15 protein-coding genes are annotated in these 18,886 nt (G+C 77.5%); 2 read left to right on the top strand and 13 right to left on the bottom strand.

The annotated features are described in order from the left end of the window. Positions 1–13: 13 nt before the first annotated feature. The 6 genes from nudC to HLV61_RS06100 all read right to left on the bottom strand — a co-directional run bounded on the left by nudC (position 14) and on the right by HLV61_RS06100 (position 7,848). Positions 14–979, bottom strand: coding sequence for an NAD(+) diphosphatase (gene nudC, locus HLV61_RS06125; RefSeq protein WP_369253507.1), 966 nt, complete (start codon positions 977–979; stop codon positions 14–16). Beyond that, entirely contained in the window at positions 976–2,352 is a 1,377-nt protein-coding gene (locus HLV61_RS06120) for a M16 family metallopeptidase (protein WP_369253506.1), read from the bottom strand. The genes nudC and HLV61_RS06120 overlap by 4 nt, the downstream gene beginning before the upstream one ends. Then, entirely contained in the window at positions 2,349–3,662 is a 1,314-nt protein-coding gene (locus HLV61_RS06115; RefSeq protein ID WP_369253505.1) for a M16 family metallopeptidase, read from the bottom strand. Before HLV61_RS06115 ends, HLV61_RS06120 begins: the two co-directional genes overlap by 4 nt. 193 nt (positions 3,663–3,855) lie before the next feature. Next, the gene (locus HLV61_RS06110; RefSeq protein WP_369253504.1) at positions 3,856–4,767 is read right to left on the bottom strand and encodes a DUF2510 domain-containing protein; all 912 of its coding nucleotides are present in this window, start codon (positions 4,765–4,767) and stop codon (positions 3,856–3,858) included. A 55-nt stretch (positions 4,768–4,822) separates the two neighbouring features. Further along, complete coding sequence (locus HLV61_RS06105) at positions 4,823–6,448, bottom strand: serine/threonine-protein kinase (RefSeq protein WP_369253503.1); 1,626 nt, start codon at positions 6,446–6,448, stop codon at positions 4,823–4,825. Then, on the bottom strand, positions 6,445–7,848 hold the full coding sequence (locus tag HLV61_RS06100; protein ID WP_369253502.1) for a M20/M25/M40 family metallo-hydrolase: 1,404 nt from the start codon (positions 7,846–7,848) through the stop codon (positions 6,445–6,447). The genes HLV61_RS06105 and HLV61_RS06100 overlap by 4 nt, the downstream gene beginning before the upstream one ends. Positions 7,849–7,908: 60 nt before the next feature. Here HLV61_RS06100 and HLV61_RS06095 point away from each other — a divergent pair, with 60 nt between their 5' ends. Further along, positions 7,909–8,745, top strand: a complete 837-nt coding sequence (locus HLV61_RS06095) for an alpha/beta fold hydrolase (protein ID WP_369253501.1) — start codon at positions 7,909–7,911, stop codon at positions 8,743–8,745. 106 nt (positions 8,746–8,851) lie between these two features. Here the strand turns inward: HLV61_RS06095 and HLV61_RS06090 are convergent, their stop codons facing one another. The 5 genes from HLV61_RS06090 to HLV61_RS06070 form a co-directional block, all read right to left on the bottom strand. Continuing rightward, positions 8,852–9,196, bottom strand: coding sequence for a hypothetical protein (locus HLV61_RS06090; protein ID WP_369253500.1), 345 nt, complete (start codon positions 9,194–9,196; stop codon positions 8,852–8,854). 21 nt (positions 9,197–9,217) lie between these two features. Beyond that, a complete protein-coding gene (locus HLV61_RS06085; RefSeq protein WP_369253499.1) occupies positions 9,218–12,676 on the bottom strand; it encodes an ATP-dependent helicase in 3,459 nt (1,152 codons plus the stop codon). After that, on the bottom strand, positions 12,673–15,861 hold the full coding sequence (locus tag HLV61_RS06080) for an ATP-dependent helicase (RefSeq protein WP_369253498.1): 3,189 nt from the start codon (positions 15,859–15,861) through the stop codon (positions 12,673–12,675). The genes HLV61_RS06085 and HLV61_RS06080 overlap by 4 nt, the downstream gene beginning before the upstream one ends. Before the next feature lie 40 nt (positions 15,862–15,901). Further along, positions 15,902–16,129 (bottom strand): anthrone oxygenase family protein, encoded by a 228-nt coding sequence (locus HLV61_RS06075; RefSeq protein WP_369253497.1) that lies wholly within the window; start codon positions 16,127–16,129, stop codon positions 15,902–15,904. A gap of 103 nt (positions 16,130–16,232) precedes the next feature. Further along, complete coding sequence (locus HLV61_RS06070) at positions 16,233–17,087, bottom strand: NmrA family NAD(P)-binding protein (protein WP_369253496.1); 855 nt, start codon at positions 17,085–17,087, stop codon at positions 16,233–16,235. 80 nt (positions 17,088–17,167) lie between these two features. On the opposite strand from HLV61_RS06070, the gene HLV61_RS06065 reads away from it, so the two are divergent. Continuing rightward, complete coding sequence (locus tag HLV61_RS06065; RefSeq protein ID WP_369253495.1) at positions 17,168–18,160, top strand: AraC family transcriptional regulator; 993 nt, start codon at positions 17,168–17,170, stop codon at positions 18,158–18,160. On the opposite strand, the gene HLV61_RS06060 is transcribed toward HLV61_RS06065, so the two are convergent. Beyond that, positions 18,069–18,590, bottom strand: coding sequence for a GNAT family N-acetyltransferase (locus HLV61_RS06060; RefSeq protein WP_369253494.1), 522 nt, complete (start codon positions 18,588–18,590; stop codon positions 18,069–18,071). The two genes, HLV61_RS06065 and HLV61_RS06060, sit on opposite strands and share 92 nt — an antisense overlap. After that, positions 18,587–18,871 carry an MGMT family protein gene (locus tag HLV61_RS06055; protein WP_093577996.1) on the bottom strand — a complete coding sequence of 95 codons (285 nt, stop codon included), beginning with the start codon at positions 18,869–18,871 and terminating at the stop codon, positions 18,587–18,589. Before HLV61_RS06055 ends, HLV61_RS06060 begins: the two co-directional genes overlap by 4 nt. Positions 18,872–18,886 lie beyond the last annotated feature (15 nt).

Below are 18,886 nucleotides of genomic sequence, written 5' to 3'. Positions count from 1 at the left end.
TCCGCCGGCGTGCCTAGTCGAGCTCGCCGGCCACCCAGCGGTCGATGATGTGCCGGGCGATCGACACCGGCGGCGGCAGCGCCTCGGGGCCGCGGCCCGAGCGGAGCTCGTCGCGGGTCCACCAGCGGGCCTCCTCGATCTCGGTCGGGTCCAGCCGCAGGGTGTCGTCGCCGTCGAGGCGGGCGGTGAAGCCGAGCATCAGAGACTGCGGGAACGGCCAGGGCTGGCTGCTCACGTAGCGGACGTCGGTGACCTGCAGCCCGACCTCCTCGGCGACCTCGCGGGCCACCGCGCCCTCGGCGGACTCCCCCGGCTCGACGAACCCGGCGAGGATCGAGAAGCGCCCCGGCGGCCACACCGCCTGCCGGCCCAGCACGCAGCGGTCGCCGCCGTCGTGGACCAGCATGATCACCGCGGGGTCGGTGCGGGGGAACAGCTCCGCGCCGGTGACCGGGTCACGCTGCACCCACCCGGCCCGCTCGATCGTCGTCGCGGCGCCGGACAACGGGCTGAACCGGGCCCGCTCGTGCCACTCGAGGATGCCGACGGCCTGGGCCAGCAGGCCGGCGTCGAGGTCGCCGAGGTCGCTGCCGACCTCGCGCAGCCCGGTCCACAGGTCCACCGGCCGGCCGTTCACCGTCAGCGCGCGCTCCCCGCGGACCGCGGCGTAGGGCACGCCGTCGGCCTCGCCCAGGTACACCGCACCGAGCGGCAGGGTCGGCTGCTCGTCCCAGACCAGCGTGGGACCGGCCTCGCCCTCGTGCACGGGGACGGCGCGGCGCTCGTCGACGGTGAGCACCCGCACCGGGCGACCGCGGGTCGGGTCCTCGAGCGAGCGGCCGAGGTGGTCGCGGTCGTGCGCCGAGCGGGACAGCACCGGGACCGTGCCGGTGGTGTCCGGCGTGCCGGCCGGCCAGGACCCGCGCACGGCCTCCGGCGGGTTGTCGGCCGCGGTGCTGCCGCCCGGCGGGACGCTCACGCGGGGTCCGGTGCGGCGGCGCTGGCGGTGACGTCGACCGGGCCGAGGGCCCGCAGCGCGTCGGTCACCCGCTCGGCGTCACCGACGACGACGGCGGTCAGCGCGGCCGGCGCCAGGTAGCGGCGGGAGGCCTCCTGCACCTGCTCGACGGTGACCTCGGCCAGGGCCCGCTGGTGGTCGGCGAGCCACTCCACCGACAGCCCGGACCCGGCCAGCGCCGAGAGCGTGCTGGCCAGCCCCGCGTGGGTGGACGTCGACAGCGCCATGCTGCCCAGCACGTAGCGGCGGGCCGCGTCGAGCTCGGCCTCGGTGACCGGCGCCAGCGCCATCCGGCCGAGTTCGGCCCACGTCTCCAGGAAGGCCGCGCCGGTCACCTCGGTGGCGACGTCGGCCTCGACGAGGAACGACGAGGCCGCGGCCAGGTGGTCGACGGCGCTGCGCGGACTGTAGGAGTAGCCGCGCCGCTCGCGGATGTTCTCGACCAGCCGCGAGGAGAAGTAGCCGCCGAACACCATGCTGGCCAGCCGGACGGCGGGCAGGTCGGGGTCGGTGCGGCCCGGCGCCGGGCCGCCGAGGCGGATGTTGGACTGCACCGCACCCGGCCGGTCGACGACCTCCAGGTGTCCCGGCGCCAGCGTGGGCGCGGGCGGGGCCCCGGCAGCGGTGCCCTCCCCCGTCCAGTCGCCGAGGGCGGCAGCGACGGCGTCGGTGGCCGCGGCGGGGTCGAGGTCGCCGACGAGGACCAGCGTGCTGCCGGCGGGCAGCAGCCGCTCGCGGTGCAGCTTGCGCACCGCGGCGGCGCTGACCTTGCCGACCAGGTCCGGGGCCGGGAGCTGCGCGGCGTAGGGGTGGGTGCCGTAGCGGCGGGCGGCCAGCGCGCTGCGGGCGATGACGCCGGGCTGCGAGCGGGCGATCGCGATCCGCTCGGCCACCCGGTCGCGCTCGGCCTCGACCTGGTCGCCGGGATAGGCGGCCTGGGTGAGCACCTCGGCGAGCACGTCGAGCACCGGTGCGAGCCCCTCGGCGAGCAGCGTGGTCGAGAGCAGCAGCCGGTCGGGGTCGGCGGCCACCGACAGCTCCGCGCCGTGGCCCTGCAGCGCCTCGGCGATGCCCATGGCGTCACGCTGCGCGGTGCCGAGCAGCACCGCGCCGGAGAGCACCGAGGCCCGGGCGACGTGCTGCAGGGCACCGCGCGGGGAGGTCGCGGCGAACGGGACGCGCAGCCGCAGCTCCACCAGCGGCACGCCGGGCCGCGGGACGACGACGACGGCCAGCCCGCTCGGCAGCGTCGTCGTGGCGACCTCCGGGACCGGGTGCGGCCGCGGCTCGCCCAGCGGCGGGACGAGGTCGAGGTCGAGCACGGGGGCGCTCACTTGACTCCTCCGGTGGCCCGCAGCTCCAGCACGGCGGCGGTGCCGGGATCGAGTCCCTTGGCGGCGGCCTGCACCGCGTCGGGTGTCACTGCGGCCAGCCGGGCGGCCATCTCACCGGCCAGCTCGGCGCGGCCGTGGACCAGCTCCGCACCGGCGAAGGCGAGCGTGCGGCCCAGCACCGAGTCGGCCTGGCGCAGCAGCTGGGCACTGGTGCGCGCCTGCACGCGGGCCAGTTCCTCGGCGCTCACGCCCTCGGTGACCACCCGGGCGATCTCGTCGTGGACGGCGGCCAGCACGTCGTCGACACCGACGGCGGCCGGGTGGTGCACCTGGGTGGTGAGCAGCGTGGCGTCGCGGACGTCGAACGGGTCGCCGAAGAGCCCGACGTAGCTGCTCTGCGCCACGGCCAGGCGGTCGTCGTGCACCAGCCGGCGCTCGAGCCGGGAGGCGTCGCCCTCGCTGAGCAGCTCGGCCAGCAGCACGGTGCCGAGGTAGGTGTCGAGGTCGGCGACCGGGTCGGGCACCCGCCAGCCGACGGCGACGGCGGGCGCGGGGGCCAGCCGGTCCTCGACGACGTCGCGCCGCACGGTCGTGGGCGAGGGTTCGCCGGTGTGCGGCGTGGGCGGCACCTCGCGGGCCTCCACCTGGCCGAACCAGCGGCGGACCAGCCGCTCGGTCTCGCCGACGTCGAGGTCCCCGCCGATGCACAGCACGGCGTTGCCCGGCGCGTAGTAGCGGGAGAAGAAGTCCGTGGCGTCGGCGACCGTGGAGCTCTCCAGGTCGACGAAGGAGCCGTAGCCGTCGTGGGTGTTGGCGAAGCTCTCGAACGCGATCTGCGGCAGCTGCAGCCAGGGGAAGGCGCCGTAGGGCCGGTTGAGCACGTTGACCCGGATCTCCTCCTTCACCACGTCGATCTGGTTGCGGAGGTTCTCCTCGGTGATGGCCGGGGCGGCCATCCGGTCGGCCTCGAGGAAGATCGCGCGCTCCAGCGCCTCGGCCGGCAGTGCCTCGTAGTAGTTCGTGTAGTCCTGGTGGGTGGAGCCGTTGAACGTGCCGCCGGCGGCCTGCACCAGACGGGCGTGCTCCATCTTCGGCACGTGCGCCGAGCCCTGGAACATCACGTGCTCGAAGAGGTGGGCGAACCCGGTGCGGCCCTCCGGCTCGTTGCGCATGCCCACGTCGTAGAAGACGGTCACGGCGACGACCGGCACGCTGCGGTCGGGCGCGAGGACGACCCGCAGCCCGTTGTCCAGCGAGAAGCGCTCCACCGGGTGCCGCAGAGTCAGGTCGGCCCCAGTCGCTGCTGTCACGGACCGACCCTAACCACGCGGGACGACGCCCCGCCGGGCGGTCGGGGACGGCGTCGGGTCGCCTGGGACGTACGCCGCCCTGCGGGGGCCGTGCCCGGTGACGGGCCCGGAGGGTCCTCGCCGGGTGCGGCGGAGCGGCTCGGCGTGGGTCGGGACGGCACGTGGCCGCGGTGCGGTCCGGAGGACCGCGATGTCAGAGCACGTCGATGTCGGCGATCACGCGGTCGATCGTCCCGTACAGCTCCGCGTGCGTGTTCGGGATGGAGACGTAGAGCAGCGCGGGGTCGGGCCGGCCGACGTCCACGACCAGCAGCGCCGCGCGCTCACCGGTCGAGTCGTAGCCCTCGACGTCCCAGGTCAGCTGGAACTCGACGAGGTGCGCGGCGCGCCCGTCCACCGTCAGGGCCTCGTCGCGGAGCACCTCCCGCTCGTTGGGGTACGGGTAGTAGGCCGCGCGCACGCTGTCGGCCAGGGCGGTCACCGTGGCCTGCTCGCTGCCCGGGCCGGTCCAGCCGTAGCCGTCGGCGACCGGCCCCGAGGTGCACTGCGCGATGAAGTTGCCGCCGTCGGGCGTCTGCTCCTGGGTGATGAAGTACTGCCCGGCGATGGTGCGGGTCTCGGGCATCAGGCCGAGGTCGTACTCGTACCAGCCGTTGCCGAGGAACGGGTAGGAGATGCCCGCCTCCTCGTCGATGATCCGGACGGTGCCCGGCGGGAAGGTGCTGCCGGCCGGCGGCGGGCTCGCCACGGGCGGGTCGGTGACGGCGCCGGGGCCGGTGGGACTGCCGCCGGACAGTCCGACCACCAGCGCCAGGACGACGACGGCCACCACGGCCAGCACCGAGCCGCCGATCCACCAGGCCGTGCGGGAGCTCCGCCGGGGCTCCGACGCCGGACCGGGCTGCCAGGCGTCGCTCCCCCACGTCGAGGGCACCGGCGGGCGGGGCGGGGCGATCACGGGGGGCGCCTGGACGGCGACACCCGGGCCGGCCGGCGTCGTGACGTCCGACCAGGTCTCCCCGTCCCACCAGCGCACCATCCCGGCGGCACCGTCGGGGTCGGGGTACCAGCCCGCGGGCGCGGTCGTCAGCCCAGGTCCGCTCACGGGGGTCAGGGTAGGACGGGCAGCACGCCGATCCGGGTTCCCGCGGCGCGGACGGTCAGCTGTAGCCGCGGTCGGCGTTGCTGTCCCACCAGCTGCGCAGGTCCGCCAGCGCCGACTCGCCGCCGCCGCGCACCTCCGCCACCCCGTACGTGCCGAGGTCGTCCCAGGCCCAGGCGAACACCGCGTCGCCGTCGCCGTCGACCCAGCAGGCGGCGCGGCCCAGCTCGGTGCCACCGTCGTCGAGGTCACCGTCCCCGATCGGGAACCAGCCGGCGGGGCCGGCGCTGCTCGACCCGCAGCCGAAGCGGTCCTCGAGCGGCCGCAGCTCCTGCCGCTCGATGTCGGCGGCCAGCGCCTGCGCGGCGCCGTCGTCGTCCAGAGCGCTGTAGGTGCTGCTGGTGGGCGGGGTCTCGGGGTCGGCCGGGCAGGTCACCTCCCGCAGCACGCCGTCGGCGGACTCCTGCTCGGTGCAGTCGCCGAACTCCACACCGGCGGGCAGGGTCGCGGCCACGAGCCGCTGCCCCGCTCCGGCAGCGGCGTCGCCGGCGTCGTCCGACCGGACGGCGGCCAGCACCAGGGCGACGGCGAGGCCGAGGGACAGGACCGCGCCGAGCGCCGCCAGCACCCACGGCAGGCGGGCGGTGCCCGGCGCACCGGCTGCGGCCGGCGGGCGCGGCCCGACGGTGGTGGGCGGCGCGGGCGGTCGCGGCGCGGCCTGCTGCCGCCGCGTGACCGCCCGGCCGTTCCCGTCGGCGGTCGCCGGGCCCACGGTCGTGCCGGCGTCGCCGCTGGGCACCGGCACACCGCTCTCGGTGAGTGCGGCGCGCGCGGCCGCGGCCATGGCCCCGGCCGTCGCCCAGCGCTGCTCGCGGTCCTTGGCCAGCCCGCGCAGCACCACGGCGTCGAGCGCCGGCGGGATGCCGGGCGCCAGCGACGACGGCGGGGGCGGCGGCTGGTGCATGTGCGCGGCCATGAGGGCGACCGGGTCGGCGCCCGGGAACAGCCGCCGGCCGGTGAGCGCCTCGAACAGCACGCAGGCGAGGGAGTAGACGTCGGCGCGGGCGTCGAGCGGCGCCGAGCTGAAGCGCTCGGGTGCCATGTACTCGGTGCTGCCCACGGCCATGCCGGTGCCGGTCAGCGCCGGGCCGGGAGCGTCCTCGGAGGTGCGGGCGATGCCGAAGTCGGCGAGGTAGCAGAAGTCCTCGCCGGGCGCCGAGCCGGCGAGGTCGCCGCCGTCGGAGCGGGCGACGAGCAGCACGTTGGAGGGCTTGACGTCGCGGTGCACCAGGCCGCCGGCGTGCGCCGCGTCGAGCGCGCGGGCCACCTGCCCGACGACGTCGACGGCGCGTGCCGGGGCCAGCCGCCCCGCGCGGCGCAGCAGCGAGGCGAGGTCCTCGCCCTCGACCAGCCGCATGTCGAGGAACAGCTGCCCGTCGATCTCGCCGAAGCGGTGGATCGGGACGACGTGCGGCTCGTTGAGGCGGGCGGCGATGCGGGCCTCGCGGCGGAAGCGCTCGCGGTAGCCCTCGTCGGCGGCCCACTGCTGGTGCAGGACCTTGAGCGCCACGTCGCGCTCGTGCTCGTCGTCGTGCGCGCGCAGCACCGACCCCATGCCGCCGCTGCCGAGCAGGCCGAGGACGCGGTAGGGACCGAAGCGCCCGCCGGGCTCGGGAACGGTCACCGGGCCGCCAGCTCCCGCCACAGGTGGGCCGCCGCCTCGGCGCCGCGGTACAGCATCGGCAGCAGGACGCGCTCGTTCGGCGAGTGGATGCGGTCGGTGGGCAGCCCCGCGCCGAGGAACACCAGCGGGGCGCCGAGCACCTCGACCAGGTCGGCCTCGGGGCCGCTGCCGCCCTCGCGGGTGAACAGGACGTCGTCGGGCGCGGCGTCGAAGGCCTGCCCGATGGCCCGCAGCAGCGCCCCCATGTGTGGGGAGTCGAGGTCGCTGGCGCACGGGGAGACTCCGCCGGGCGGGGTGTGCACCTCGGCCACGATGCCCTCCGGCACGTGCTCGTCGACCCACCGGCGCAGCAGCGGGCCGACGTCCTCGGGGCGTTGGTCGGCCACCAGGCGGAAGGTGAGCTTGGCGTGCGCCTCGGCCGGGACGATCGTCTTGTGGCCCGGGCCGGTGTAGCCGCCCCACATGCCGTTGACCTCGGCGGTCGGCCGCGCGCCGATGCGCTCCAGCGTGCTGTAGCCCGCCTCCCCGGCGGCGGCGCGGGAGGCGGCCGGGCCGGCCAACCAGGCGGCCTCGTCGAAGGGCACGCGGGCCATGAGCTCGCGCTCGCGGTCGGTCAGGGGCCGCACCTTCTCGTAGAAGCCGGGCAGCGTGACCCGGCCCTGGTCGTCGTGCAGGGCGGCGAGCAGCTCCGCCATCGCGTGCAGCGGGTTGGGCACGCCTCCGCCGAAGGAGCCCGAGTGCAGGTCGACGGCCGGGCCGCGCAGGGTGATCTCGGCGTCGGCCAGGCCGCGCATCGCGACGACGGCGCTGGGCACGTCGGGTGCGGCCATGCCGGTGTCGCTGACGACGACGACGTCACAGGCCAGCCGGTCGGCGCGCTCGCGCAGCAGGTCGGCGAAGTGCGGCGAGCCGGACTCCTCCTCGCCCTCGACCAGCAGCTTCACCGTGACGGCGGGGGTGTCGCGGCCGGTGGCGGCCAGGTGCGCGCGGATCCCGAGCAGGTGGAAGGCGACGTTGCCCTTGTCGTCGATGGCGCCGCGGGCGTGCAGCTCCGGGCCGTCCGGCGTCTCCACGCGGGTCGGCTCGAACGGCGGGTGCTCCCACAGCTCCAGCGGGTCGACCGGCTGCACGTCGTGGTGGCCGTAGACCAGCGCGACCGGCGCACCGTCGTCGGCGCTGGGCCACTCGGCGTAGACGGCCGGCGCGCCCGGGGTCGGCCAGATCTCGACGACGGGGAAGCCGGTGCGCCGCAGCGCGTCGGCCAGCCACTCGGCGCTCGCGGCGACGTCGCCGGCGTGCGCGGGGTCGGCCGAGATCGACGGGATGCGCAGCCAGGCGCCGAGGTCGGCGTGGAGGTCGTCGAGGTGGGCCTGCACGAAGGCGCGTTCCGGGCTGGTCACGAGCGCCGACGGTAGTGGCGCGCAGGTGGCGCGTCCGCCCCGGCCACTAGGTTCGGCGACATGACCGGACAGCTGCTGCGGGTCGACGTCGGTGACCTGACCTTCGACGTGCGGGCCGACGGGCCCGAGGACGGGCGGCCGGTGGTGCTGCTGCACGGCTTCCCGGAGACCTCCGCGTCGTGGGCGGCGGTGACGCCCCGGCTGACCGAGGCGGGGCTGCGCACCTACGCCGTCGACCAGCTCGGCTACTCCCCCGGCGCCCGGCCGCAGGAGGTGGAGGCCTACGCGCTGACCAACCTCGCGCAGGTCACCGCCGACCTCGTGACGGCGATGGACGTGCCGGTCGCCGACGTCGTCGGGCACGACTGGGGCGCCAACGTCGCGTGGGCGCTGGCCGCCTGGCACCCCGACCGGGTGCGCTCGCTGACCGCCGTCTCGGTGCCGCACCCGTCGGCGTTCACCGCCGCCTTCCGCAGCGACCCCGAGCAGAAGGAGCGCTCCGCCTACATCCGGCTGTTCTGGCAGGCGGGCAAGGCCGAGGAGGTGCTGCTCGCCGACGACGCCCGCCGGCTGCGCCGCATGTACGGCGAGGCCGTCGACCCGGAGGCGATCGACGAGTACGTGGCCGTGCTCTCGGCGCCGGGCGCGCTGACCGCCGCGCTGAACTGGTACCGGGCGATGAGCTCGGCGACGCCGGTGGACGACGTCGCGGTGCCCACCACGTACGTGTGGAGCGACGCCGACATGGCCATCGGCCGGGTCGCCGCCGAGGGCTGCGCCGCGCACGTGACCGGCGACTACCGCTTCGTGGAGCTGGCCGGCATCAGCCACTGGATCCCCGAGCAGGCACCCGACCAGCTCGCCTCCGCGATCCTCGACCGGGTCGCCTCCAGCTGAGCGCTCGACCGCCGCGGTGGGGCCGCCGGCCTCCCCGTGTGGTGCCCGACCCCGCGCTGCGGGGTGAGGTCGGGCACCACGGGGCGAGGCCCGTGCCGCGCCGGCGTCAGAGCATCCGGTAGCAGCGGACCAGCGGCAGCGGCGTGGAGCCGGCCGCCTCGTGGGTCCGCCGGGCCGGGGCGTGGCCGGGGTCGCCGCCGGTGGCGACGACGGCCACGAAGGCCACCGGCCGGCGGTCCTCGTCGGCGACGAGCACGCGCATGGCCGGGTCGCGGCAGACCCCCTCGACCGCCGCGGCCTGCGACCGCTCCCGGTCCGGGTGGAGGTGCCGGTAGACGGCGGGGCCCAGGACGGCTCCGAACGAGGCGGACACCGGCGCCCACGCTCCCAGCGACAGCGCCACGACCGCGTCGACGTCGGCGTCCTCGAGGTCCCGGATCACGACGGTCACCCGGTCAGGGTCGCGGCCCCGTCACACGGGTCCGGGGTCGTCCTCGGGCGGCGGGAGCGGCTCGTCGTCGGGCTCGGGCGGCAGGTCGTCGAGCGCCAGGTCGTCGAGCGCCAGGTCGTCGAGCGCCAGGTCGTCGAGCGGCAGGTCGTCACCGGCGGTCTCGCCGGTCACCAGGGCCAGCAGGCCGGCCTCGTCGAGCAGGTCGACCGGGCGCACGGTGACGCCCGCGGCGACGTGGTGGAAGCCCGCGCTGACCCGCTCGACCGGGACGCCGGCCAGCCGCGACCAGCCGAGCCGGTAGGCGGCCAGCTGCACCGCGGCCGCGGCGAGCTCCCCGCCCGAGGGCGGCGGGCCGGTCTTCCAGTCGACCACCTCGAACCCGCCGGCGTCGTCGGCGAAGACGGCGTCGATCCGGCCGCGCAGCGTGAGCGGGCCCAGCGGCGTCTCGAACGGCACCTCGACCTCGACCGGCTGGCGGTCGGCCCACGGGCCCGCGAGGAACGCCTCCTGCAGGGCCGACAGTGCGCCGTCGGGGGGCGCGGACTCGTCGCCGGAACCGGGCAGCTCGTCGAGGTCGAGCAGCCGGGAGGCGCCGAAGCGCTCCTCCAGCCAGGCGTGGAACGCGGTGCCCCGGCGGGCCAGCGGCGCGGGCGCGGACGGCATCGGGCGGCGCAGCCGGCGGGCCAGCTCGGCCGGGTCGCGGCGCAGGGCCACCAGCTCCGACACCGACAGGTGGCTCGGCAGCGGCACCTCGACGGTCGGGCGGGCGGTGCGCCGGCGCTCGCGCAGCAGCAGGTCGGCGTCGCGGACCCAGTCCTCGACCACCGGGTCACCGGCACCGAGCACGGTCGCGGCGTCGAGGGGGTGCGGAGCGGAGTTGGTGACCAGCTCCGCGGCGGCGGTGAGCGCCCGGCGGCGCGGCGCGGACAGCGGGTCGGCCGGCCACACCCCGACCGGCCACTCCTCCAGCGCGGGGTTGGGAGCGCCCTCCTCGGGCCGCTCGGCCCACGCCACGACGACGCCGGCCCCGGCGGTGCACGCCCGGCGGACGGTGTCGAGCAGCACCGAGGGGCCGTTGGGCTTCACCCCCTCGCGCCACCAGCTGCCCGAGCACAGCAGCAGGGACCGGGCGCGGGTGACCGCGACGTAGCCGAGCCGGATCTCCTCGGCCTCGCCGAAGTCCTTCCACTCCTGCACGTAGTCCTCGAGCGCGGCGCGCACCACGGCCTGGTCGCCGGAGCCGGGCACCGGCAGCCGCAGCCGCGGGAGGTCCTCGCGGTCGGTGAGGCGCAGGTCGACCGGGACCGCGCCGGGGTCCTTGACCCAGGAGTCGCTGGTGTCGGTGCGCGAGGGGAACTGGTCGGCGGTCATGCCGGGGACGGCGACGACGTCCCACTCCAGGCCCTTGGCCGAGTGCACGGTGAGCAGCTGCACCGACTCCGGGTCGACCGCCACCTCGCCGGGATCGAGGCCCCGCTCGCGCTCCTCGGCGTCGCGCAGGTAGCCGAGGAAGGCCGGCAGCGAGGGCAACTCGGCCAGCTCGGTGAACTCCGCGGCGACGGCGTACAGGGCGTCGAGGTGGGCCCGCGCCGCACCCGGGGTGATCCCGGGCGCGCTGGCCAGCTCGGTCTCCAGGCCCAGGGTGCGCGCGACCTCGTCGACCAGGTCGGGCAGGGACTCCCCCAGCCGCGCGCGCAGGTGCGACAGCTCGGCGCCGAGGCGCCGCAGCCGCCGGTGCGCCACCGCCGAGTAGGCGCCGGGGTCGCCGAGGTCGTCGAGGGCCTCGACGATGCTGCCGCGCTCGGAGGGGCGGGTCGCCTCGTCGCCGTCGTCGCGGGCCGGCCTGCGGGAGTGCACCAGCGCGCGGGCGCGGGCCTCCAGCGCGGCGAGGTCGCGCGGGCCGATCCGCCACCGCGCGCCGGTGAGCAGCCGGCCCAGCGCGTCGCCGGCGGTGGGGTCGACCAGCACGGTGAGGGTGGCGACGACGTCGGAGACCTCGGGCACCTCGAGCAGCCCGCCGAGCCCGACGACGGTGACCGGCAGCCCGCGGGCGCGCAGCGCGGCGGCGATGCCGGGGAGCTGCTTGCGCGTGCGGACGAGCACCGCCGTCGTCGGGGGGCGGCCGTCGGGCCGGGCGGGCAGCAGCGGGTCCTCGCCACGCCAGCAGGCGGCCAGCCGGTCGGCGAGCGCCTCGGTCTCCTCGGCGACCGTGGAGTACAGGCCGGCGAGGACGGTGCCCTGGCCGGCGCCCGGGCGGGCGGTGAGGTCGGGCAGCCTCACGACCGGCGCGGGCAGCATCCCCGCGACGGCGTTGGCGACGTCGAGCACCGCGGCGTCGTTGCGCCAGCTCGTGGCCAGAGTCAGCCGCTGCGCCTCCTTGCCGCGCACGCCGGGGAAGGTGCGGTCGAAGCGCTCGATCGTGCCGGACGACGCGCCGCGCCAGCCGTAGATGGACTGGCGGGGATCGCCGACGGCGAGCACCGGGTGACCGCCGGAGCGGCCGAAGAGCGCCTCGAGCATCCGCAGCTGGCCGACGCTGGTGTCCTGGTACTCGTCGAGCAGCACGATCCGCCAGCGGGTGCGCTCGCGGCGGCCCACCTCGGGCGCGGAGACGGCGATCCGGGCGGCGAGCGCCACCTGGTCGGCATGGTCGACGGCCCCGGCGGCCCGCTTGCGCGCCTCGAACGCCTCGACCAGCGGCAGCAGCGCCACCCGCGCGCGCTGCCGCGCCAGCACGTCCAGCACCGGCTTGTACGGGCCGCGCTTGCCCCTGGCGTCGGGATAGCCGGCCACCTGCGCCTCGAGCCGCGCGGTCCACGCCCGCAGCGCGGCCGGGCTGAGGTCGTGCTCGCCGAGCTCGGCGGCCAGCGCCAGCACGTCCTCGGTGGTGGTCAGCGGGGTCAGCGGGACGTCGTCCATGTCGCCGGTCCAGCCGGAGACGACGGCGGCCGCGTGCCCCCAGCACATGGCCGGGCCCAGCACGCCGGCGCCGGGCTCGACGCCGATCCGCAGCCCGTGCTCGGCCACCAGCGACGCGGCGTAGCCGTGGTAGGTCGACACCGTCGGCATGGCGACGGCCAGGCGGTCGCGCAGCTGCGCGTCGGTCTCGGGGTGGCGGGCCAGCGCACCCAGCCGCAGCCGGATCCGCTCGTTGAGCTCGCTGGCGGCCTTGCGGGTGAAGGTCAGCCCGAGGACCTCCTCGGGGGCGACCAGCTCGTTGGCCACCAGCCAGCAGACGCGGGCGGCCATGGTCTCGGTCTTGCCGGACCCGGCTCCGGCGACGACGACCAGCGGCCGGTCGGCCGGCGCGGACACCACGCCGGCCTGCTCGGGCGAGGGCGCGTAGGACAGCCCGCAGCGGGCGGCGACCTCGGCGGGGTCGAGCAGCCGGCGCGTCCGCACCGGCTCGGGCACGCCACCGAACAGGTCGTCGTCGAAGGAGAGCTGGTCCTCCACCGGAGCCGGCGTGCGCCGACTCACGAGGTGACCTGCCGGCCGCGCTCGTGCAGCGGGCAGCTGCGCCGCGCCGGGCACCGCGAGCAGTGGCTGCCGGTGCGCACCTCGAAGGTGGCCGCGCCCATCCCCTCGCCCACCTCGGCGACCAGCTGCCCGGCCCAGGTCTCGCCCACCGGTACCTCCGGCGGCAGCGGGTCCTGCGCCTGCTCCTTGGCCTTCGTCCCGGTGCCGACCTGCAACAGCGCGGCCCCGCCGGGCGTGCTGCCGCGGTCGCCGAACGCGCCCGCGGCGACGGCCACCTGGTAGGCGGCCAGCTGCCCGTGGGTGTCGATCTCCTTGGCCTGCGTCCGGCCGGTCTTGAGGTCGACGACGACCAGGCGGCCGGCGTCGTCGCGCTCGAGCCGGTCCACCTGGCCGCGGATGCGGGCGCGACCCACGGTGACGTCGAAGTCCGCCTCGGCGGCCAGCACCTCGCGGCGGTTGGCCGCGTGCCAGCCGAGGAAGCGCTCGAGCATGTCGCGGGCCGCGATCCGCTGCCGCTGGTCGGCCCAGCCGGGACCGAGGTCGAGGGCGTCGAGCTCCTCGACCAGCGCGGCCCGCGCCTCGGCGGCCGGCAGTCCCTCGGCCACCTTCTGCGCGACCGCGTGCACCGCCGACCCGACCGTGCGGGTGCTGTCCGGGGCGGCCTCGGCGCCCACCGCGCCGAGGACCCACTTCAGCGGGCAGCGCTGGAAGGTCTCGATCGCCGACGGGCGCACCCGCACCGGGTCCTCGCCCGGTACCAGCGGGGCGTCGTCGGACAGCGGCGCGAGGCCCCACCAGTCGGCGGGCGAGGCGCCGGGGACGCCCTCGGCGGCCAGCCGGTGGAGCACCGCGGCGGCCGCCGAGCGACGGGCGGGGTCGGTCCGCGGGTCGCTGACCGCGCGGCGCAGGTCGGCCACCAGCGCCGGCAGCCGCAGCGAGCGCGGCAACGGCGTCAGCGGGCGCCCCTCGTCCGGCGGGGGGACGACGAGGTCGAGGAAGCGCGAGGCGGTGGCCCCGGCGTCGGGACCGTCCAGCGCGCCCTCGACGGCGGTCACCAGCAGCCGGCGGCGGGCGCGGGTGCAGGCGACGTAGAACAGCCGCCGCTCCTCGGCCAGCATCTGGGTGCGCCGGTCGACCGAGGTGCCGTCGACGCCGGCCACCCGCTCGACCAGCAGCTCGGTGCCGAGCAGGGTGCCGCGGTCGCGCAGGTCGGGCCAGATGCCGTCCTGCACGCCGGCGACGCAGACGACGTCCCACTCCAGGCCCTTGGACGCGTGCGCGGTGAGCAGCCGGACGGCGTCGGTGGCGGCGTCGCGCTCCATGCCGGTGAGACCGGGCAGCTCCTGGGCCGAGAGGTGCTCGACGAACGCGGCGACGGTGGCCGAGGGCAGCCGGTCGACGAAACCGGCGGCGGCGTCGAAGAGCGCGACGACGGCGTCGAGGTCGCGGTCGGCACCGGCGCCGGCGGCTCCCCCGGCGGCGCTGGCCCGGGCCCACCGGCCGGCCAGGCCGCTGCGCTGCCACATCGCCCACAGCACGTCCTCGGCCGTGCCGTCGCGGGCCAGCGCGACCCGGCCGGCCGCCAGCACCGCGGCGACCCGGCGGGCCGGACCGGCCAGGGCGGGGGGCAGCTCCTCCAGCAGCGCCTCGTCGGCCAGGGCGCCGGCCAGCGGCGCGCCCCGCTCGTCGGCGTCGACGCCGCGCTGGGCCTGGGCGGTGCGCACCGCCCGGCGCAGCCGGCGCAGGTCGAGCACCGTGGCGCCGCCCAGCGGGGACGCCAGCAGCGCCTCCGCGCCCGCCTCGTCGAGCGCGAGGGTGCCGGGCCCCGCGCCCGGCCGGGGCAGCAGCGCGCTCAGCGCCGCCAGCAGCGGCGCGACGGCCGGCTGCGCGGCGAGCGGGAGGTCGTCGGCGGACACCTCGACCGGCACGCCCGCCGAGGTGAGCGCGCGGCGCAGCGGGCCGATGGCCAGCACCGTGCGGACGACGACGGCCATCTGCGACCACGCGACGCCGTCGACCAGGTGCGCCCGGCGCAGCGTGTCGGCGACGTAGGCGGCCTCGACGGCGGCCGAGCCGAACACGTGCACCTCGGCCCGCCCCTCGTCGACGCCCTCGGCCGGCTGCAGCCGGCGGTGCTCCCACGGGCCGGGCAGCGCCTCGGCCACCCGGCGGCTGACGTCGAGCAGCACGGGGCCCGAGCGGCGGCAGACCCCGAGCGAGAGCCGCTGCGCGGACCGGCCGTCGGCGGTGCGGAAGCGGTCGGGGAACTCGACGATCCCGCGCGGCTCGGCGCCGCGGAAGGCGTAGATCGCCTGGTCGGGGTCGCCGACGACGACCAGGTCGCCGCCGCCCCCGCCGAGCAGCTCGAGCAGCTCGACCTGCGCGGGGTCGGTGTCCTGGTACTCGTCGACGAACAGCCAGCGGGCCCGGGCGCGCTCCTGGCGCAGCAGCTCGGGGTCGTCCTCGAGCTCGGCCATCGCGGCCCGCACCAGCTCGGCCGGGTCGTAGCCGGACGCGTCACCGCCGCCGGCGGTGGAGAACGCGGTGACCGCCTCGTACTGCTCCTGGAACGCCGCGGCGTGCAGCCACGCCTCGTTGCCGGTCTCCCGGGCCCACGCGGCCAGCAGGTCGGGGTCGACGCCGCGCTCGGTGGCCCGCAGCAGCAGCTCGCGCAGCTCGCCGCGGAACCCGGCGGTGGACAGTGCCGGCAGCAGCGACGCCGGCCAGCGCACCCCGCTCTCCCCGGCCAGGTCACCGCGCAGCAGCTCGGCGACGACGGCGTCCTGCTCGGCGGCGGTGAGCAGCCGGGGCGGCGCCTCCCCGCGCAGCAGCGCCGCCCGCCGGAGCACGCCGTAGGCGTAGGAGTGGAACGTGCGGGCGAGCGGCTCGCGGATCGTGCGGGCCACCCGCGCGGTGATGCGGGTGCGCAGCTCGGCGGCTGCCTTGCGGCTGAAGGTCAGGACCAGGATCTGCTCGGGGTCGACGCCGCGGTCGATGCGGGCGGCGACGGCCTCGACGATCGTCGTCGTCTTGCCGGTGCCCGGTCCGGCGAGGACGAGCAGCGGGCCGCCGGCGTGGTCGACGACGGCCTGCTGCGTGGGGTCCAGCAGCGGCGGGCGGACCGGCTCGGGGTGCGGCTGCACGAGCCGGTAGACCGGCGCCGACTCGTCCCCCCGGAGTGCCACCCTCCGATGACACCACGGTCCGCCGACAACGGCGGGCACCTCAGAGGAACGACGCGGACCCCAGCGCGGCGGCCGCTGCGGTGCAGGCGGCCGCCCGCACCGTGTTCCACCGGGTCCAGACGCGCAGGTGGCGGGCCCGGACGGCGTCACCCTCCGGTGTGCCCGGCACCGACCGCCGCAGCTCCTCGTCGAGCGGCACGTTCGCTACCGCGGTGACCAGGACCGCACCCGCGAGGTGGGCCGCGGCCCCGGTCAGCACCGGCGCCACCGGTCCCCCCGCCGGGCTGGACGGCCACGGCGGCCGGAGAACGCCGCGATGACCCCGGCCACGACCGCGCTGCCGAGGGCCGCGGCGAGCACGGGCGCCGTCGTCACCCCACCGGCTCCGGGTGCAGCGCACCGGCGAGCGCGGCGGCCCGGAGGTGCCCGGCCACGTCGGCCGGCGGACGGCCCAGGGCCTGCCGCACGCCGTCGCCGACCGCGCTGTTGCGGCCGTCGAGCACGGTCGTGAACAGGTACGTCATCAGCGCGACCTCCTCCGCCGGGACCCCCAGCCCGCGCAGCTCGGCGGCCCAGGCGTCGGCGGGAACGCGCTCGTACCGGACCGGCGGACCGCCGGCCCGCCCGACCTCCGCAGCCAGCTCCGCGAAGGTCAGCGCCCGTGGACCGGTGACCTCGTGGACGCGGCCGGCGTGCCCCGCGTCCACGAGCGCCGCCGCGGCGACGTCGGCCACGTCGTCGGCGTCGACGAAGGGCTCTCCCACGTCGCCCGCGGGCAGGGCCAGCAGCCCCGCGGCGACGGCGTCGCGGAACGCGCCCTCGGTGAGGTTCTGCACGAACCACGACGCCCGGACGACGGTCCACGCCGCCCCGCCGGACTCCGCGACGGCGCGCACCCGCGCCTCGGTGTCCTGCGCCTCGGGCTCTCCCCGGCCGGACAGCAGGACGAGCCGCTCCGCACCCGCGGCGACGGCGGCCGACGCGAGGTCGGCCACCGTCCCCGGCGCACCCGGGACGGCCAGGTCGGGCGCGAAGCACAGGTACACGGCGCGGGCACCGGCGACGGCGGCCGGCCAGGTGGCGCGGTCCGCCCAGTCGAAGGGAGGCGTGCCGGCGCGGGAGGCGACGCGGACGGGCAGGCCGCGGGCACGCAGCCGGGCGGCGACGCGGCGGCCGGTCCTGCCGGTGCCGCCGAGGACGAGGACGGGTCGGTCGGTCTCTGTCATGCCCCGAGCCAACCGCCGGGAACCGAGACGCGGAATGGTCGAGCGGCTCAGGGACATGCGTCGGCGTCTACGCTCCGCCCGTGGACGCCGTCGCCGCACTGCTCGACGGCCCGCGGGCGCGCGGGGCGTTCGTGCTGCGCTCGCTGCTCGCGCCGCCGTGGTCACTGCGGATCGAGGACCGGGCCCCGCTCACCCTCGTGACCGTCGTCAGCGGCCGGGCACACCTGCGCTGCGACGTCGACGGGGAGACGACGCTGACCGCCGGCGACGTCGCGGTGCTGCGCGGCCCGGACGGCTACACCGTCGCCGATCCCCCTGGCACCCCGCCGCAGGTGGTGATCGGCCCCGGTCAGGTGTGTACGCCCGTCCCCGGCTCCGGCGCACCGCCGATGACCGACCTCGGCGTGCGGACCTGGGGCAACACCGCCGAGGGGGGCGACGTCCTGGTCACCGGCACCTACCAGGCGCACGGCGAGGTCAGCCGGGGCCTGCTGGCCGCCCTGCCGCCGCTGCTGGTGCAGCGCGCCGGCTCGGTCGAGGGGCCCGCCGGGACCTGGCTGGCGCGCGAGGCCGGGCGGGACGGCCCCGGGCAGGCCGCCGTGCTCGACCGGCTGCTCGACCTGCTGCTGGTGGCCACGCTGCGGGCCTGGTTCGACCGGCCGGAGGCCGAGCCGCCGGGCTGGTACCGGGCGGCCGCCGACCCCGTCGTGGGTCCCGCGCTGCGGGCGCTGCAGTCCTCCCCCGCCCGCGCGTGGACGGTGGCCGCCCTCGCCGCCGAGGCCGGCGTGTCGCGGGCGGCGCTGGCCCGGCGGTTCACCGAGCTGGTCGGCGAGCCGCCGATGGCGCACCTGACGTCGTGGCGGCTGGCGCTGGCCGCCGACCTGCTCCTCGAGCCGGGAGCCACGGTGGCCGCGGTGGCGCGCAAGGTGGGCTACGGCACCCCCTACGCGCTGTCGGCGGCCTTCACCCGGGTGCGCGGCGTCAGCCCGCGGGACCACCGCGCGCGGGCTCGTCCCTCCCCGCCAGCCGGAGCAGCATCGTCCCCGGGTGCGGAGCGGACGGCACCGGCGTGAAGCCCAGGCGCTCGTACAGCCGGCGCGACGGGTTGCCGTCCTCGACGCTGAGGCTCAGCGCCGCGATCGACCGGCGCCGCGCCTCGGCGATCGCGGCCCGCAGGAGGGTCCCGCCGGTGCCGGCACCCCGGTAGCCGGGGAGGACGCACACGCTGAGCTCGGGGACCCCCGCGGCGACGGACCCGTAGCCGGGCCGCTCGGCCGGGAAGGAGCGCACCCACACGACCCCGGTGGGCAGGCTCCCGGCGGTCGAGACGAGACCGAAGTCCCCGGCGGCGGGGTCGATGCGGCAGTACTCCGCGAGCTGCGGATCGGCGTCGACCCCGGCGAAGGAGATCCGGTCCCCGCACCAGTTCACGTCCAGCCACGTGGCCACGCGCAGCAGCAGGCCGTCCGACGGCAGCAGCGGCCGGAGCCCGGTCCCCGTCACGGCCAGGCGACGGCGGCCAGGTCCACCCGGCCGTCGCGCACGGGCACCCCCTCGCCGGCGAGCAGTTCGAGCTGGCGCACCCGCACCGGCTCGGCGCACGTCCCGTCGGCGCGGACCACCCGGTACCAGGGCACCGCTCCCCCGCCGCCGGACAGCGCCCGGGCGACCCGCCGCGGCCCCACGCCCACGAGCCGTCCGATGGCCCCGTAGGTGCTCACCCGCCCCGGCGGGATCGACTCGACGACGTCGTAGACCGCCTCGTCGACGTCGGCGGGGTCCACACCGCCGGGGTCCGC

It is taken from the genome of Geodermatophilus amargosae, assembly GCF_041028265.1.
Classification (GTDB): domain Bacteria; phylum Actinomycetota; class Actinomycetes; order Mycobacteriales; family Geodermatophilaceae; genus Geodermatophilus; species Geodermatophilus amargosae_A.
Note: the sequence above shows the minus strand (reverse complement) of the source record. Positions and strands in the feature narration are given on the sequence as shown.